Here is a 16241-nt window from a genome sequence, read left to right as displayed (position 1 = left end):
CACCTACTCCGCCGCTCGCAGGTCCAGGCCGATGTCGAGGATCGGGGAGCTGTGGGTGAGGGCTCCCACGGCGAGGTAGTCCACGCCCGTGTCGGCGTACGCCTTGGCGTTGTCCAGGGTGAGCCGGCCGGACGCCTCCAGGGCGGCGCGGCCGTCCACCAGGGCGACCGCCTCCGCGCACTCGCCCGGCGTGAAGTTGTCCAGCAGGATCAGGTCGGCGCCGGCGTCGAGGACCTCGCGGAGCTGGTGCAGGGTGTCGACCTCGACCTCGACGGGGACGTCGGGGAAGCGGTCGCGGACCGCCTGGAAGGCCGCGGCGACGCCGCCCGCGGCGACCACGTGGTTGTCCTTGACCAGGGCCGCGTCGGAGAGGGACATGCGGTGGTTGACGCCGCCGCCGCAGCGCACGGCGAACTTCTCCAGGCCGCGGAGTCCGGGGGTCGTCTTGCGGGTGTCGCGGACCCTCGTCCTGGTGCCGTCCAGGGCGTCGGCCCAGGCGCGCGTGGCGGTCGCGATGCCGGAGAGGCGGCACAGGAGGTTCAGGGCGCTGCGTTCGGCGGTGAGCAGGTCGCGGGTGCGGGTGGTGACGGAGAGGAGCTTCTGGCCGGGTTCGATCCGGTCGCCGTCCGCCACGTGCCGCTCGACCTCGAACTCGTCCGTGCAGACCACGGAGAGGACCGCCTCGGCGACCCGGAGGCCCGCCACCACGCCGGCCTCGCGGGCGGTGAAGTCGGCGGTGGCGACCGCGTCCTCGGGGATCGTCGCGACCGTCGTCACGTCCACGCCGTGGGCGAGGTCCTCCTGGACGGCGACGTTGGCGATGTCCTCGACCTCGACGGGGTCGAGGCCGGCGTCGGTCAGGAGCTGGGCGAGCGCGGGGTCGAGGCCGCACTCCAGGTAGTCCTCGTCGGCCCCGCAGGCGCAGTTGTCGCCGCAGCCTCCGTCGGAGGCGAGGGGAAGGTCGTGGCTGGTCACGTCGGTCACTGCTCCTGGGGGTTCTGCGTCGGCTGTGCGGTCGGGGGAAAGTCTGCGGTCTCGGTGGTGCGCACGGCGAGTGCCCGGTCGGGTGCAACGCGTACGACGATGTGACGGCGCCAGTTGACGTCGTCCCGGTCGGGGCGGTCCTCGCGCCAGTGGCAGCCGCGGGTCTCCTCGCGCAGCGCGGCGGCGGCGACCAGGACGCGGGCCACGGTCAGCAGGTTGGTGGCCTCCCAGGTGTCCACCCCGGGCTCGGCGGTCTTGCCGTGCTCCCGGAGGGCCTCCCGGGCCTCGGTGTGCAGGCGGTGCAGCCGGTCGGCGGCTCGGGCGAGGGAGTCGGCGGAGCGCAGGACGCCGGCGCCCTCGGACATGATCCGCTGGATGGCGAGCCGGTCCTCGGGGGGCAGCAGGGGGTGCTCGGCGGTCGCCGGGTGCGGGGGCGTGTGCGGCACGCGCGGCGCGTGGAGGGTGCCGTCGGCCCGGCGGGCCGCGATGTCGGCGGCGATCCGCTCGGCGTAGACGAGGCCCTCCAGGAGGGAGTTGGAGGCCAGCCGGTTGGCGCCGTGCACGCCGGTGCAGGCGACCTCCCCGCACGCGTAGAGGCCGGGCACCGTGGTCCGGCCCCGGGTGTCGGTGCGGACGCCGCCGGAGGCGTAGTGGGCGGCCGGGGCGACCGGGACGGGCTCGGTGACCGGGTCGATGCCGTGGGCGCGGCAGGCGGCGAGGATGGTCGGGAAGCGGTGCTCCCACATGTCGGCGCCGAAGTGCCGGGCGTCCAGGTACATGTGGTCGGCGCCCTGCTCCCGCATGCGGCGCATGATGCCCTTGGCGACGATGTCGCGGGGGGCGAGTTCGGCGAGTTCGTGCTGCCCCCGCATGAAGCGCACGCCGTCGGCGTCCACCAGGTGGGCGCCCTCTCCGCGTACCGCCTCCGAGACCAGCGGCTGCTGCCCTTCCGCGTCCGGGCCGAGGAAGAGCACGGTGGGGTGGAACTGGACGAACTCCAGGTCGCTGACCTCGGCGCCCGCGCGCAGCGCGAGGGCCACGCCGTCGCCGGTGGACACGGACGGGTTCGTCGTCGCCGCGAAGACCTGGCCCATGCCGCCGGTGGCGAGGACGACGGCGGGGGCGTGGACGGCTCCCACGCCGTCGTGCTGGCCCTCGCCCATGACGTGCAGGGTGACGCCCGCGGTGCGGCCCTCGGCGTCCGTGAGCAGGTCCAGGACGAGCGCGTTCTCCACGGTGCGCAGGCCACGCCCGCGTACCGCCTCGACGAGCGCGCGGGAGACCTCGGCGCCCGTGGCGTCGCCCCCGGCGTGCGCGATGCGGCGGCGGTGGTGGCCGCCCTCGCGGGTGAGCTGGATGCCGCCCTGGTCGTCGGTGTCGAAGTGGGCGCCGGTGTCGATCAGCCGGCGTACGGCGCCGGGGCCCTCGGTGACCAGGAGGCGGACCGCCTCCTCGTCGCACAGGCCGACGCCGGCCACCAGGGTGTCGTCCAGGTGCTGGCCGGGGGTGTCGCCCTCGCCGAGGGCGGCGGCGATGCCGCCCTGCGCCCAGCGGGTGGAGCCGTCGTCCAGGCGGGCCTTGGTGACGACGACGGTGCTCAGTCCGGCCGCCTCGCAGCGCAGGGCGGCGGTGAGGCCGGCGACGCCGGAGCCGACGACGACCACGTCCGCGTCGAGGGCCCAGCCGGGCGCGGGGGCGTGCAGTCGTATGCCTGTGCCGGTCACGAGGCGGCTCCGAAGGTGAGGGGGAGGTTGTCGATCAGCCGGGTGGTGCCGACCCGCGCGGCGACGGCGAGGACCGCCTCGCCGGTGAAGTCGTCGTCGATCTCGGTGAAGTCGGCAGGGTCGACCAGGGCCAGGTAGTCGAGCCGCAGCGGCGGCTGGAGGCGGGCGGCGTCGTCCAGGACCGCGCGGGCGGCGGCGCGGACGGCGGCCGGGCTGACGGCCGCCTTGGCGACGGCGTGCGCGTCGGCCGCCGCGCGGGACTCGCCGAGGGCGCTGAGCGCCTCGGCACGCGCGGGAGCGGCGGGCGTCTCACGCGCCCGTGCGCGCAGCGCCTCCTGGGCGGCGTGCCGGTCGCGGCCGGCGAACAGCGCCTGGGACAGCGCGAGGGCCGTACGGCGTTCCCCGGGCGTCAGGTAGCGGTTGCGGCTGGAGAGGGCGAGGCCGTCCTCCTCGCGGACGGTGGGCACGCCGACGATCTCCACGCCGAAGTTCAGGTCGCGCACCATGCGGCGGATCAGCGCGAGCTGCTGGGCGTCCTTCTGCCCGTACAGCGCCACGTCGGGGCGGGTGAGGTGGAGCAGCTTGGCGACGACCGTGAGCATGCCGTCGAAGTGGCCGGGGCGGGAGGCGCCCTCCAGGCGTCCGCCCATGGGGCCCGCGGTGACGCGGACCTGGGGTTCGCCGCCGGGATAGACCTCGTCGACGGACGGGGCGAAGACGACGTCCGCGCCCGACTGCTCGGCGATCTTGACGTCGGCGTCCAGGGTGCGGGGGTAGCGGTCGAGGTCCTCGCCGGCGCCGAACTGCAGCGGGTTGACGAAGACGGTGACGACGACCTCGCCGTCCGGGCCGGCCAGCGAGCGGGCGGCGCGGATCAGGGTGGCGTGGCCCTCGTGCAGGGCGCCCATGGTCATCACGACGGCCCGGCGGCCGTGCCGCACGCGTGCGTGCAGTTCGCCGGCGGTGCTCAGCAGGGCGATGGTCATCGGGCGGTCCCTTCGGTCCCGTCGGCGAGGACGCCGAGCAGGTCTTCGGCGAGTTCCGGCTTGAGCAGTCCGTGCGCGAGCGCGCGGTCGGCGGTCGCGCGGGCCATCGCCAGGTAACCGGCGACGGCCCCCGGGGCGTGCGCGCGCAGTTGCCGGACGTGCGCGGCGACCGTGCCGGCGTCGCCGCGGGCGACGGGGCCGGTGAGGGCGGCGTCGCCGGAGCGCAGGGCGTTGTCGAGGGCGGCGCCGAGCAGCGGGCCGAGCATCCGGTCGGGGGCACCGACCCCGGCGGTGCGCAGCAGGTCCAGGGACTGGGCGACCAGGGTGACCAGGTGGTTGGCGCCGAGGGCGAGGGCCGCGTGGTACAGCGGGCGCTTCTCCTCGTCGATCCACTCGGGTTCGCCGCCCATCTCGATGACGAGGGCCTCGGCGGCGAGGCGCAGTTCCTCGGGGGCGGTGACGCCGAAGGAGCAGCCGGCCAGCCGCTGGACGTCGACGGGGGTGCCGGTGAAGGTCATCGCCGGGTGCAGGGCGAGCGGCAGGGCGCCGGCCCGCAGGGCGGGGTCGAGGACCTTCGCGCCGTACCGCCCGGAGGTGTGGACGAGCAACTGCCCCGGGCGGACCGCGCCCGTCTCGGCGAGCCCGGCGACCAGGCCGGGCAGGGCGTCGTCGGGGACCGTCAGCAGCACCAGTTCGGCGTGCCGGAGGACCTCGGCGGGCGGCATCAGCGGGACGTCGGGCAGGAGTGCGGCGGCCCGCCGCCGCGATGCCTCGGAGACGGCCGAGGCGGCCACCGGGCGGTGCCCGGCCAACTGGAGGGACGCGGCCAGCGCGGGGCCCACGCGGCCGGCGCCTACGACGCCGACGGTGAGCCGCGCGGGGCGGTCCCTGGGATCGGGCTGTGGGGTTGTGTTCACGCGAGGGCGACCTTCCCGTTCCAGTCCGCTCTGGGTACCGGACGATTTCTCGTCATGTTAACGCGATCTGTTGGGGGGTGTTCTGTTGTCCACAGGCTGTGGGTTTCTCCGGCGCGGGGCCCCGGAGCACATCCGGCACACGCGCGTACATCAGTGGGGCGGGGGTGCCCGGTGGGACCGGGGTGCCCGGGTCGGTCGCCGCACGGCATGATCCGGGCATGAGCGATAGTGAGCAGCAGGACGGCCGGCGGACGGCGGAGGCCACCCGGGCCGAGGGGCGGCGGGAGCTGCGGGAGCGGCGCGTGGCCGCCCAGCGCGGTGCCCGGCGCGTACTGGCCCGTCCGGGCTTCGCCGGCACCCTGCGCGAGCGCCTGGCCGTGCTGGACGGCGCCGGGGAGCTGTACGACCTGGACGCGCCGGCCGACATGTACGGCAACGGCGTCGTCGAGGAACTGGAGGAGCGGACCGCCGCTCTGCTCGGCACGGAGGCCGCCGCGTTCTTCCCGACCGGCACGATGGCCCAGCAGGTGGCCCTGCGCGTCTGGGCGGGCCGTACCGGCGGCCCGGTGGTCGCCCTGCACGCGCTCAGCCATCCCCAGGTGCACGAACGGGACGCGTTCAGCCAGGTCAGCGGTTTGCGGCCGGTGGAGCTGACCAGCGCGCCCCGGCAGCCCACCGCCGACGAGGTACGGGACTTCGCGGAGCCGTTCGGCACGCTGATGCTGGAGCTGCCGCTGCGCGACGCCGGGTATCTGCTGCCGACCTGGGAGGAGCTGACCGAGGTCGTCGCCGCCGCGCGGGAGCGGGACGCGGTGGTCCACTTCGACGGGGCCCGCCTGTGGGAGGCGACCACGCACTTCGGCCGGTCCCTCGCGGAGATCGCGGGCCTGGCGGACAGCGTCTACGTGTCGTTCTACAAGTCGCTCGACGGCTTCGGCGGCGCCGCGCTGGCCGGGCCGCGGACGCTGGTGGACGAGGTGAAGACCTGGCGGCACCGTTACGGCGGCATGGTCTTCCAGCAGTTCCCGACGGCCCTGGCGGCGCTGGCCGGCCTCGAACGGGAGCTGCCCCGGCTGCCCCGGTACGTCGCCCACGCCCGCGTGGTGGCCGCCGCGCTGCGCGAGGGCCTCACGGCGGCCGGGCTGCCGTGGGCGCGGGTGCACCCCGAGGTGCCGCACACCCATGAGTTCCAGGTCTGGCTGCCGTACGACGCCGATGCCGTCGCCGAGGCGGCGGTCCGGCAGGGCGAGGAGTCGGACACGCTGCTGTTCTCCCGCGCGTGGCACGCCCCGGGTCCCGGGCTCGCCATGACGGAGGTCAGCGTGACGGCGGCGGGCCTGGAGTGGACGGCGGACGACGTACGCGCGGCGACCGCGGACTTCACGGCCCGCCTGAAGGAGACGGCCGGCGGGTGACCCGGCCGGACGGCGCCCACCCTCACGGCCCGCCTGAAGGAGACGGCCGGTGGGTGACCCCGGCCGGACGGCGCCCACCGGCCCTCGGGACCGGCCACAGGCCGGCCGGGGGCGGCCCTGGGGTGGCTCGGGGGCGGCTCGGCGGCCCTGGGGCGGCGGGCCCCGGGTCGGCTCGGGGGCGGCCCGTGGGTGGCCCGTGGGTGGGGGTCAGCCCATGGAGCGCGGCCGGGCCGGTGACAGGCGGCCCAGGGCGTGCCGCACGGCGTACCGCAGGCGTCCGTGCGCCGGGCGTCCGGCGATGACCGCGCGGAAGCGCCGTTCGTCGCGTGCGGCGCGCAGCACGCTCAGGTCGTGGGTGCCGGGCGGGGGCGGCGGTGGCGCGCCGAGCTGATGGGCGCGGTAGGTGTCGATGAGGTACTGCTGGGTGACGCTCATGGGGATCGGCCTCTCGGGACGGAAAGCCTGGGTGGCGGCCGGTGACGGGCCCCGGTGGTTCCAGCCTGCCCCGCCCCGGCGGCCGTGTCGCGCCGATTGACGCCGGGCGTCAACCCGGGGCCGCCGATTGACGGCGGGCGTCAATCGGGACGGCGTTGTCGGTGCCGGGGTGCACCATGAGGGCATGAGCGTGCGCATCGACATCACGGGGCTGCGGCCGGAGCGGGTCACCGTCGTGCCCTCGCCCCTGGCCGAGCTGTGCATGGCGCTGCACGCGCTGTCCGAACCGGGTCACCACCCCGGTCTCCAGGGCTGGGTCACCGGCGTCACCGCCCGCCTCGACTCGCATCTGGCCGACCGGATGAGCGAGGCCGACTTCCTGTGGCGGACCACGTTCTCGGACCTGTTCATGCCGTTCGCCGGCGTCCCCGGCCGCACCACGCTGCCCGGCACCACCCTCGCCGAGGACCTGGACCTGCTGGACAAGCTGTCGGACGAGCAGTTCGTGGACGCGGCCCTGGAGTTCACCTGCGCCCTGGCGTACAGCACGCCCGGGGCGTCGGCGCTGGCCGACGCCGGGGCGCGCCGCCGCGCCCTGGACCTGGCCGCCGCGCGGGGCCCGCGCCAACTGCGGTTCGCCGAGAAGCTGCTGTCCGACCCGCCGCGCATCCGCGCCTGGCTGCGCCAGTTCCTGGCCGACTGCGACGAGGCGTTCTTCGCGGACGCCTGGTCCCGGCTGCGGCACCAGCTCGCCGCGGACGCCCGGCACAAGACGGAGCTGCTGCGCCGCAAGGGCCTGGCGGAGGCGCTGGCCGCGGTCTCCCCGGCGGTCGCGCTGGACGAGGGGGCCGCGCGGATCACCGTCGACAAGCTCGCCGACGGCCGTACGACGACGGGAGACGGCGGTCTGCTGCTCCTGCCGACCAGTTTCGGCTGGCCCCACCTGTCCGTCCTGCACCGGTACGGCTGGCAGCCGGTGCTGCACTACCCGGTGGCCTCGCACGACCCGGCCGACCCGCCGTCGGTCGAGCAGCTAGCCCTGCGGATGACCGCGCTGTCCCACCCGGTGCGGATGCGGATCTGCCGCTACCTGGGGCGCAGCGCGTACACCACCAGTGAGCTGGCGCAGGCGCACGGCGTGACGCCTCCGGAGATATCCCGGCACCTGGCCGTGCTGAAGAAGGCCGGCCTGCTGATCACCCGCCGTCGCGGGCGGTACGTCCTGCACCAGCTCGACGTGACCGTGGTGGCCAGGCTGGGCAGCGACTTCCTGGAGGCCATCCTCCGGTAGCGGCGACGCCCCGCGCGGGCGTCGGGCGGACGGGGGGTGCCGCATCCGCGCGGGGCCCCGGACGCACCGGCCGTGCCGCACCCGCGCGAGACGTCAGTCGAACCGGATGTGCCGCATCCCGACCCCGGCCTGTCGCACCCGGGTGCGCAGGGCGCCCTCGTCGTTGGGCCGCAGCGTCAGCCCGGCGAGGGCGGCGATGCGGTCGGCGGTCCGCGGGACGTTCATGTGGTCCGTCCACAGGTGCTCGGCGAACTCGGGCTCGCTCAGCCGTTCCAGGCAGTGGTCGAGCCGCCGCTCCGCCCAGCTCTCCCGGCGCGGCCCGGGACGCTTCCCGGCGGCGTACGACAGGAGGTGTCCGAGGACCGGGACCGGGACCGGTCAGCCGGGTCCGCCGCCGGCCCGTACCAGCCCGGTCTCGTAGGCCAGGACGACCACCTGCACCCGGTCCCGGAGGCCCAGTTTGGTCAGGATGCGGCCCACGTGCGTCTTCACGGTCGCCTCCGACAGCACCAGCCGGGCCGCGATCTCCCCGTTGGACAGTCCCTGCGCGACCAGCACCATCACCTCGCGCTCGCGTTCGGTGAGCCGGGCGAGTTCCTTGTGCTGCGGCTGCTGGGTGCTGCTGGGCAGCATCGGCGCGAAGCGGTCCAGCAGGCGCCGGGTGGTCGAGGGGGCGACCACCGCGTCACCGCTGTGCACCGAACGGATGGCGGTGAGCAGTTCGCCGGGCGGCACGTCCTTGAGCATGAAGCCGGAGGCACCGGCCTTCAGCGCGGAGAACGCGTACTCGTCGAGGTCGAAGGTGGTCAGGATGAGCACCTTGGGGGCGTCCGGGTCCTGGCAGATCCGGCGGGTGGCCTCCACGCCGTCCAGCTTGGGCATCCGGACGTCCATCAGCACGACGTCCACGGCGGTCGAACGCAGCACCTCCAGGGCCTCGACGCCGTCGCCCGCCTCCGCGACGACCTCCATGTCCGCCTGGGCCGCGAGCACCATCCGGAACCCGGTGCGCAGCAGCACCTGGTCGTCGACGAGCATCACGCGGATCGTCATCGGGGCCTCTTCCGTGTTCTCTTGCCGGGGTCCGGTGGCAGGCGGGCCCGCCTGCCACCGGGTGAGCTTGTTACAGGTGTCAACGCGACGCACGCGTGTGTACGGATGCGTCAGTGCGCGGGTTTGAGGGGCAGCAGGGCACTGATGCGGAATCCTCCGCCGGGGCGCGGGCCGGCGTCCAGCGTGCCGCCCACCATGCCGACCCGTTCCCGCATGCCGATCAGTCCGTGGCCGCGGCCGTCGAAGCCGCCCTCCTCGTACAGCTCGTGCGGGGCGCCCTTGCCGTCGTCCTCGACCAGCAGGCCGAGCCCGTCGTCGAAGTAGACCAGGCGGACACTGGCGCCCGCGTCGGGCCCGGCGTGCTTGCGGGTGTTGGTCAGCGCCTCCTGCACGATGCGGTACGCGGTCAGCTCGACGCCGCTGGGCAGCGGGCGGGGCGTGCCCTCGACCTTGAAGTCCACCGGCAGCCCGGAGCCCCGGCACTGCTCGACCAGGTCCTCTATCTGCTGGACGTCGGGCTGCGGCACGTACTCGCCGGCCTCCTGGTGCTCGCCGGTGCGCAGCACGCCGAGCAGGCGGCGCATCTCGGCGAGGGCCTGGCGGCCGGTGGAGGAGATGGTCTCCAGGGCCTTCTTCGCCTGGTCGGGCGCGGCGTCGAGGACGTAGGCCGCGCCGTCGGCCTGCACCACCATCACCGAGACGTTGTGCGCGACCACGTCGTGCAGCTCGCGTGCGATACGGGCGCGTTCGGCGGCGACCGCGACCTTGGCCTGCGCCTCGCGCTCCTTCTCCAGCCGGGCGGCGCGCTCCTCCAGTTGCGCGAAGTACGCGCGGCGGGTGCGGATGGAGTCGCCGAGCACCCAGGCCAGCGCGAACGGCACCGCCTGGAACACGGTCAGCGCCACGTTGCCCGCGACGCCCGTCTCGCTGCTGGGCCAGCGCGACTGCGCCAGCGGCGCCGCGCACAGCCCCGTGGTGAGCGCCAGCCGGGACGCCCACCGGGCGCCGGTCGCGGCCACCGTGTAGACGATCACCAGCATGGCGAAGTCGGCGGGCATGGTGGACACGTCCAGCGCCAACTGCGCCACGCCGATGACCCCCGCCAGGACGAGCATCCTCTCCGGCACCCGCCGGCGCAGCGCGATCACCAGGCACAGCAGGACGGCGACGGGGACGATCAGGAGGGGGGAGTCCGTACCGGTGTTCGCCTGACTCGCGCCCGCGGACACCAGGGTGAGCCCGAGCAGGACGAGGGCCCAGAAGCTGTCGACCCCGGTCGGGTGCCTGCGGATGAAGTCGTAGAGGCGCTGCACGTAACCCAGCGTAGGGAAGCGCGATAGGTGCAGGGGTCAACCGGAGGGCCGATCCCGAACGGGCGCGCGTACTCCGCAAGGTGGAGGTCTCGCGCACCCGTGCGCCCTCGCTGGCCTAGCCTGAGCCGGTGACGGCTGGGACGACAGGGGCTGAAGACGACTCGCGAGGCTGGCGGGGCTGGGGCGAGGCGGCGCGGGACGCGCTGTACGGGCCGGGTGGCTTCTACCGGGGGCCCGCCGGTCCCGCCGCGCACTTCCGTACGTCCGTGCACGCGTCGCCGCTGTTCGCCGGGGCCGTGGCGAGGCTGCTGTGCCGGGTCGACGAGGCGCTGGGCCGGCCCGCGGGGCTGGACTTCGTGGACATGGCGGCCGGTCGCGGCGAACTGGTCACCGGGGTGCTCGCCGCGCTGCCCGCCGGTGTGCGCGCACGCGTGCGCGGGTACGCCGTCGAGCTGGCCGACCGTCCCGAGGGCCTCGATCCCCGCGTGGTGTGGCGCCGCGAACCGCCGCGCGGCATCACGGGCCTGCTGTTCGCCAACGAGTGGCTGGACAACGTCCCCGTGGAGGTCGCCGAGGTGGACGCCACGGGCGTGCCCCGGCGGGTGCTGGTCCGGGACGACGGGACCGAGCGGCTCGGGGAGCCGGTGGGCGGGGCGGCGGCCGAGTGGCTGGCCCGCTGGTGGCCGCTGCCGCCCGAGGAGGGCCTGCGGGCCGAGATCGGGCTCCCCCGCGACCTGGCGTGGGCGTCCGCCGTGTCGGCGCTGGACCGCGGCCTCGCCGTCGCCGTCGATTATGCCCACACCCGCGCCGCGCGCCCGCCGTTCGGCACCCTGACGGGCTTCCGGGACGGCCGGGAGACCCCGCCCGTCCCGGACGGCACCCGCGACATCACGGCCCATGTGGCGCTGGACGCGTGCGCGGCGGCGGGGGCGGTGGCGGTGGCGGTGAGCGGCTCGGGGGCGGGGGACGGGGGTACGGAAACCGTGGCCGACGGGGGCGGCGCGAACACGGGAACCAGCGCGGGATCGGGGACCGGCGCGGGAGCGGGCGTGCGCGCCCCGGCCGGCGCCCTCCCGGCCCCCCGTACGCTCCCCCAGCGCGACGCGCTCCGCGCCCTGGGCGTCACCGGCGCGCGTCCCCCTCTCGCCCTCGCCTCCACGGACCCGGCCGCCTACGTGCGTGCCCTCGCGCGGGCCGGTGAGGCCGCCGAGCTGACCGCGCCCGGCGGGCTCGGCGACTTCCGGTGGCTGGTGCAGCCGGTCGGCGTCACCGGGCTATTTGTCGATGTCCCCGACCACGAAGAACATTGACCCGAGGATCGCCACCATGTCCGCCACCAGCGTCCCGGGCAGCAGTTCGGTGAGCGCCTGGATGTTGTTGAACGAGGCCGACCGCAGCTTCAGCCGGTACGGCGTCTTCTCGCCCTTGCTGACCAGGTAGTAGCCGTTGATGCCGAGCGGGTTCTCGGTCCACGCGTAGGTGTGCCCCTCGGGCGCCTTGAGCACCTTGGGCAGCCGCTGGTTGATCGGTCCGGGCGGCAGCCCGGCGATCCGGTCCAGGCACGCGTCGGCGAGGTCGAGCGCGTTGTGCGTCTGGGCCAGCAGGCACTCGAACCGGGCCAGGCAGTCGCCCTCGTCGCGGGTGACGACATCGAGGACGTCCTGGAGGTCGCCGTACGCCAGGTACGGCTCGTCGCGGCGCAGGTCGAGGTCGACGCCCGAGGCACGCGCGATCGGGCCGCTGACGCCGTACGCGTGCACGGCCTCGGGGCTGAGGACGCCCACGCCCCGGGTGCGGCCCCGGAAGATCTCGTTGCCGAGCACCAGGTCGTCGAAGACGTCCATCCGGGACCGTACGGCGGAGACGGCGGCACGCGTGCGTGCCGTCCAGCCCGCCGGCAGGTCCTCCTTGAGGCCGCCCACGCGGTTGAACATGTAGTGCATCCGCCCGCCGGAGACCTCCTCCATGACGTTCTGGAGGACCTCGCGCTCGCGGAACGCGTAGAAGACCGGGGTGATGCCGCCCAGCTCCAGCGGATAGGAGCCGAGGAACATCAGGTGGTTGAGCACCCGGTTCAGCTCGGCGAGCAGCGTGCGCGTCCACACCGCCCGCTCGGGCACCTCCATGCCGAGCATCCGCTCGACGGCCAGGACGACGCCCAGCTCGTTGGAGAACGCCGACAGCCAGTCGTGGCGGTTGGCGAGCACGATGATCTGCCGGTAGTCGCGCGCCTCGAACAGCTTCTCCGCGCCGCGGTGCATATAGCCGATCACGGGCTCCGCGCGGGTGATGCGCTCACCGTCCAGCAGCAGCCGCAACCGCAGCACGCCGTGCGTGGAGGGGTGCTGCGGCCCGATGTTCAGCACCATGTCGGTGCTCTCCGCGGCGCCGCCGATACCGACCATGGTCTCCGTCGTAGGAGTCATGGACCCAGTCTCCCCTACGTACGCTGGCCCCATGGAGACGGGGAGCCCGCACAGTACGGGTACGGGTACGGGTACGGGGGACGGGCCGGCGTGGACCGGGCTGCCGCCGGGGCTGCTGCGGATGCGGCGACTGCTGCTGGTGGTGTGGCTGGGGCTGCTGGCCCTCGCCGCGGGCGTCCTGCCGGGCGTGTTCGCGGGTCCGGCGTGGGCGGTGTTCGCACTGCTGCCGCTGGCGGCGCTGGCCTGGGGCTGGGTGCTGCTGGGGCGCAACTGGCGTTCCTGGCGGTACGCCGAGCGCGCCGACGACCTGCTGATCAGCCGGGGCGTGCTGTGGCGTGAGGAGACGGTCGTGCCGTACGGGCGGATGCAACTGGTCGAGGTGACGTCCGGGCCGGTCGAGCGGCACTTCGGGCTGGCCAGCGTGCAGTTGCACACGGCCGCCGCGGCGACCGACGCGACGATCCCGGGCCTCGACCCGGCCGAGGCGGAACGGCTGCGCGACCGGCTCACCGAGCTGGGCGAGGCCAGGTCGGCGGGCCTGTGACCATGACCGGCCCCAAGGACGCCCCCGACGACCCGGACGCCACACGCGCCGCTCCGGGCCCCGCGGACACCCCGAAAACCGCGAGCACCGCGAGCACCACGAGCACCGCGGACACCGCGAGCACCACACCCACCCCACCCACCCCACGCACCGCACGCCCCGTGACCGAGCGCCGACTGCACCCCGTCACGCCCCTCAGGCGGGCCTGGGCGCCTGTCGCGGTGCTGGTCGGCTGGGCGGTGCACGATCCCGACCAGGCGCAGCGCCAGCTCACCCGGCTGACCACCACGACCCTGCTGGTCGGCATCGCCGTCCTCATCCCGGCCGCCGCCCTGTACGGCTTCCTGACCTGGTGGTTCACCCACTTCGCGGTGACCGACACGGAACTGCGCATCCGTACCGGACTGCTGTTCCGGCGGACCGCGCACATCCGGCTGGAACGGGTCCAGGCCATCGACGTCACCCAGCCGCTGCTGGCCCGGGTCGCGGGCGTCGCCAAACTCCGGCTCGACGTCATAGGCACCGGCAAGAAGGACGAGCTGGCGTTCCTGGGCGCGGACGAGGCCCGCGCGCTGCGCGCCGAGCTGCTCGCGCGGGCGGCCGGTTTCGCGCCCGAGACCGCCCACGAGGTCGGCGAGGCGCCGTCGACCCGGTTGCTGAACGTGCCGCCCGGCGTCATCGCCGTCGCGCTGCTGCTGACCGGCGCGACCTGGGGGACGCTGGCCGCCGCCGTCGTCGTACCGGTGCTGCTGTGGCTGGCCACCCACAGCCTGTGGACGGTCCTCGCGACCGCCGTACCGCTGGCCGGCGCGGCGGGGGCGCGCACGGTGGGGCGGTTCGTGACGGAGTACGACTGGACGGTGGCCGAGTCGCCGGACGGGCTGCGCGTCGACCGGGGGCTGCTGGACCGCACCCACGAGACGGTGCCGCCGGGCCGGGTGCAGACCGTCCGGATCGTCCAGCCGCTGCTGTGGCGGCGGCGCGACTGGGTGCGGGTCGAGCTGGACGTGGCCGGATCGTCGAACTCCGCGCTGCTGCCCGTCGCCCCGCGCGAGATCGCCGAGGCCCTCGTCGCACGCGTGCTGCCCGGCGCGACCGTGCCGCCGCGCTCGGCACTGTCCCGTCCGCCGCGCCGGTCCTGGCGGTGCGCGCCGCTGTGGTGGCGCGGTTACGGGCTCGCCGTCACCGACGCGGTGTTCGCCGCGCGGTACGGGCTGCTGCGGCGCTCCCTGGTGCTGGTGCCGCACGCCAAGGTGCAGAGCGTCCGGCTCACCCAGGGCCCGTGGCAGCGCCTGGCGCGGGTGGCCGACGTCCGCGTGGACACCGGCGCCGGCAAGACGGTCACCGCGAAGCTGCGCGACGCCGGGGAGGCGGCGGAGCTGCTGCGGGCCCAGGCGGAACGCTCCCGCACCGGACGGCGCGACGCCCGGCCGGACCGCTGGATGGCCGGGAACTGAGCCGCCCGGACCGGACGGCGGTTCCTCAGGAGACCGCGCTGCGCAGCCCCTCCAGGTCGATCTGCTCGGTCTCGTCGTGCTCGGTCAGGTCGATCACCTGGCCGGTCTCCCGGGCGTCCGCGCCGGCCGCCTCGCACCCCGCCTCGGCCTCGGCCCGCGCCTCGGCCTTGTGCAGGGCGAGGGCCTCCTGGCCGACCACGTCGGCGAGGTCCTCGTGCTGCACGGCCTCCAGGGCGCCGGTGTCTTCCGCGTGGCCGGACGGGCCGGAGGTCTGGTTGCCGAAGAAGTCGAAGCCGCCCTCGGCCACCGGTCGCCGCGCGGGCGGCGCGGCCGGGACGACGGCCACGGCGGTCGGCACGGTGAAGTGTCCGGGGGTCCCCGGGGCGGGCTGCGCGGGCTGCGCCGACTGGGCCGACTGGGCCGACCGGTTCGTCTCGGGGGCGGCGGTGCGCTCGTGGGAGTCGGCCGTCCCGGGCCCGTCGTGGGCTCCCGCGTCCTCCGGCGCGGCCTGCCCCCGGGGTTCGTCCTCGGCGGCGGGCTCGGCCGCCGGGTCGGCCTCACGGCCACCGCCGCCGCCACCGTCGCCGTCGTCCCCGCCGTCGCCGTCACCTTCGACGCGGTCGGCGGACTGTACGTCGGTGTCGTCGTCGGCCCGGTCTGCGGCCCGTCCGCCGGCGTCACCCCCGGCCCCACCGGCGGCCGGTACACCGCCGTCACCCCCGGCCCCACCGGCGCCCCGTACGCCGCCGTCACCCCCGGCCCCACCGGCGGCCGGTACACCGCCGTCACCCCCGGCCCCGCCGGCGCCCTCTACGCCGCCATCGCCCGCGACCCCGTCCCCTGCCCGTACGCCGGCACCGTCCCCGGCCCGTACGCCGCCGTCGCCCGCGACCCCACCGGCGGCCCGCGCCTCGCTGCCCGCGTCCCCGGCCGACTCGCCGCCCCCGCCGAGCCGGGCCAGTGCCGAGCCGGCCCGCAGGAACAGCCGCGAGCCCTGCGGGGAGAAGACGGCGGGTGCCTCTCGCCGGGCCGCCGCGGCCTCGTCCGCCGCCTCGTCGCCCGCTTCCGGGGTCCGGCCCGGGGTCTGCGCCGCCGGGGCCGGTCGCGCGGCGGGCAGAGCGGGCGTGGGGGCCACGGCCTCGATCTCCAGCAGGCGGCGGCCCTCCAGGGCGCTGGCGCGCTCGGTCTCCGCCGTGGCGTACCGGCGCAGCAGGGAGGCGTGCTCGTTGCGGAGCTTCGCCAGTTCCGCGCGCTTGGCGCGCAGCCGCTGCTCCAGCTTGCCGCGCAGTTCGCGCGACTCCTCCAGGTCGGACTCCAGTTCGGCGACCCGCTCCTCGTAGCGCCACTCGTCGCTCGCACGCGCCCGCGTGAGGTCGGCGACGCGCTTGCCCGCCTGGGTGTCCCAGTGCCGCATGACGACCGCGCCGAGGATCGCGGTCGCCGCCGCGGCCGCGGCCAGCGCGCGGAGCACCGGCGTCTCGGTGAACACCCAGGGGCCGAGGGCGCAGACGACGGAGACGCCTGCGATCGCCGACGGGGGAAGCAGCCTGTGCAGAGGCGGGGAATGGCGGTGACGTCCACGTGGCATGGCCAGAAACTTACCGCGCGTAGGCGTTTCTTGGCGCCCCGGTCCCGTAAAAACACCGCCGTAACGGAAGTGTTCACCAGGCATCAGAAAAGACCGAGCCATTTGGTC

The 16241-nt window shown here is 75.3% G+C and carries 14 protein-coding genes and 1 pseudogene; 5 read left to right on the top strand and 10 right to left on the bottom strand.

Going from position 1 to position 16241, the window contains the following annotated elements:
- Positions 1 to 3: 3 nt before the first annotated feature.
- Genes nadC through ACFY32_RS24915 form a run of 4 tightly spaced genes read right to left on the bottom strand, consistent with a single transcriptional unit; the run spans position 4 to position 4611 of the window.
- Entirely contained in the window at positions 4 to 975 is a 972-nt protein-coding gene (gene nadC, locus ACFY32_RS24930; RefSeq protein ID WP_390675296.1) for a carboxylating nicotinate-nucleotide diphosphorylase, read from the bottom strand.
- A 5-nt stretch (positions 976 to 980) separates the two neighbouring features.
- Positions 981 to 2708, bottom strand: a complete 1728-nt coding sequence (locus tag ACFY32_RS24925; protein WP_359200351.1) for an L-aspartate oxidase — start codon at positions 2706 to 2708, stop codon at positions 981 to 983.
- Positions 2705 to 3694, bottom strand: coding sequence for a pantoate--beta-alanine ligase (gene panC / locus ACFY32_RS24920; RefSeq protein ID WP_390675295.1), 990 nt, complete (start codon positions 3692 to 3694; stop codon positions 2705 to 2707). Before panC ends, ACFY32_RS24925 begins: the two co-directional genes overlap by 4 nt.
- Positions 3691 to 4611 (bottom strand): DUF2520 domain-containing protein, encoded by a 921-nt coding sequence (locus ACFY32_RS24915; RefSeq protein WP_359200355.1) that lies wholly within the window; start codon positions 4609 to 4611, stop codon positions 3691 to 3693. The genes panC and ACFY32_RS24915 overlap by 4 nt, the downstream gene beginning before the upstream one ends.
- A 218-nt stretch (positions 4612 to 4829) precedes the next feature.
- Between ACFY32_RS24915 and ACFY32_RS24910 the strand changes: the two genes are divergently transcribed.
- Positions 4830 to 6026 (top strand): threonine aldolase family protein, encoded by a 1197-nt coding sequence (locus ACFY32_RS24910; RefSeq protein ID WP_390675294.1) that lies wholly within the window; start codon positions 4830 to 4832, stop codon positions 6024 to 6026.
- 207 nt (positions 6027 to 6233) lie between these two features.
- On the opposite strand, the gene ACFY32_RS24905 is transcribed toward ACFY32_RS24910, so the two are convergent.
- Positions 6234 to 6461, bottom strand: coding sequence for a hypothetical protein (locus tag ACFY32_RS24905; protein WP_359200359.1), 228 nt, complete (start codon positions 6459 to 6461; stop codon positions 6234 to 6236).
- Positions 6462 to 6645: 184 nt separating this feature from the next.
- On the opposite strand from ACFY32_RS24905, the gene ACFY32_RS24900 reads away from it, so the two are divergent.
- On the top strand, positions 6646 to 7752 hold the full coding sequence (locus ACFY32_RS24900) for a DUF5937 family protein (protein WP_359200361.1): 1107 nt from the start codon (positions 6646 to 6648) through the stop codon (positions 7750 to 7752).
- Positions 7753 to 7845: 93 nt separating this feature from the next.
- Here ACFY32_RS24900 and ACFY32_RS24895 read toward each other — a convergent pair.
- The 3 genes and pseudogenes from ACFY32_RS24895 to ACFY32_RS24885 all read right to left on the bottom strand — a co-directional run.
- Positions 7846 to 8109: pseudogene (locus tag ACFY32_RS24895) on the bottom strand (ATP-binding protein); the annotation flags it as partial.
- Positions 8110 to 8130: 21 nt separating this feature from the next.
- A complete protein-coding gene (locus ACFY32_RS24890) occupies positions 8131 to 8805 on the bottom strand; it encodes a response regulator transcription factor (RefSeq protein WP_359200365.1) in 675 nt (224 codons plus the stop codon).
- A gap of 110 nt (positions 8806 to 8915) precedes the next feature.
- Entirely contained in the window at positions 8916 to 10118 is a 1203-nt protein-coding gene (locus ACFY32_RS24885) for a sensor histidine kinase (protein ID WP_390675293.1), read from the bottom strand.
- Between the two features lie 128 nt (positions 10119 to 10246).
- Between ACFY32_RS24885 and ACFY32_RS24880 the strand changes: the two genes are divergently transcribed.
- Entirely contained in the window at positions 10247 to 11428 is a 1182-nt protein-coding gene (locus ACFY32_RS24880) for an SAM-dependent methyltransferase (protein WP_390675292.1), read from the top strand.
- Here ACFY32_RS24880 and ACFY32_RS24875 read toward each other — a convergent pair.
- Positions 11393 to 12544 carry an NADH-quinone oxidoreductase subunit D gene (locus ACFY32_RS24875; RefSeq protein WP_390675291.1) on the bottom strand — a complete coding sequence of 384 codons (1152 nt, stop codon included), beginning with the start codon at positions 12542 to 12544 and terminating at the stop codon, positions 11393 to 11395. The genes ACFY32_RS24880 and ACFY32_RS24875 overlap by 36 nt on opposite strands.
- Before the next feature lie 31 nt (positions 12545 to 12575).
- Between ACFY32_RS24875 and ACFY32_RS24870 the strand changes: the two genes are divergently transcribed.
- Positions 12576 to 13088 carry a PH domain-containing protein gene (locus ACFY32_RS24870; protein ID WP_359200373.1) on the top strand — a complete coding sequence of 171 codons (513 nt, stop codon included), beginning with the start codon at positions 12576 to 12578 and terminating at the stop codon, positions 13086 to 13088.
- A 2-nt stretch (positions 13089 to 13090) separates the two neighbouring features.
- Positions 13091 to 14545 carry a PH domain-containing protein gene (locus tag ACFY32_RS24865; protein ID WP_390675290.1) on the top strand — a complete coding sequence of 485 codons (1455 nt, stop codon included), beginning with the start codon at positions 13091 to 13093 and terminating at the stop codon, positions 14543 to 14545.
- Positions 14546 to 14570: 25 nt separating this feature from the next.
- On the opposite strand, the gene ACFY32_RS24860 is transcribed toward ACFY32_RS24865, so the two are convergent.
- Complete coding sequence (locus ACFY32_RS24860) at positions 14571 to 16133, bottom strand: hypothetical protein (protein WP_390675289.1); 1563 nt, start codon at positions 16131 to 16133, stop codon at positions 14571 to 14573.
- Positions 16134 to 16241 lie beyond the last annotated feature (108 nt).

Source organism: Streptomyces sp. NPDC000134 (assembly GCF_042899225.1).
In the GTDB taxonomy this organism is placed as follows: Bacteria; Actinomycetota; Actinomycetes; order Streptomycetales; family Streptomycetaceae; genus Streptomyces.
Note: the sequence above shows the minus strand (reverse complement) of the source record. Positions and strands in the feature narration are given on the sequence as shown.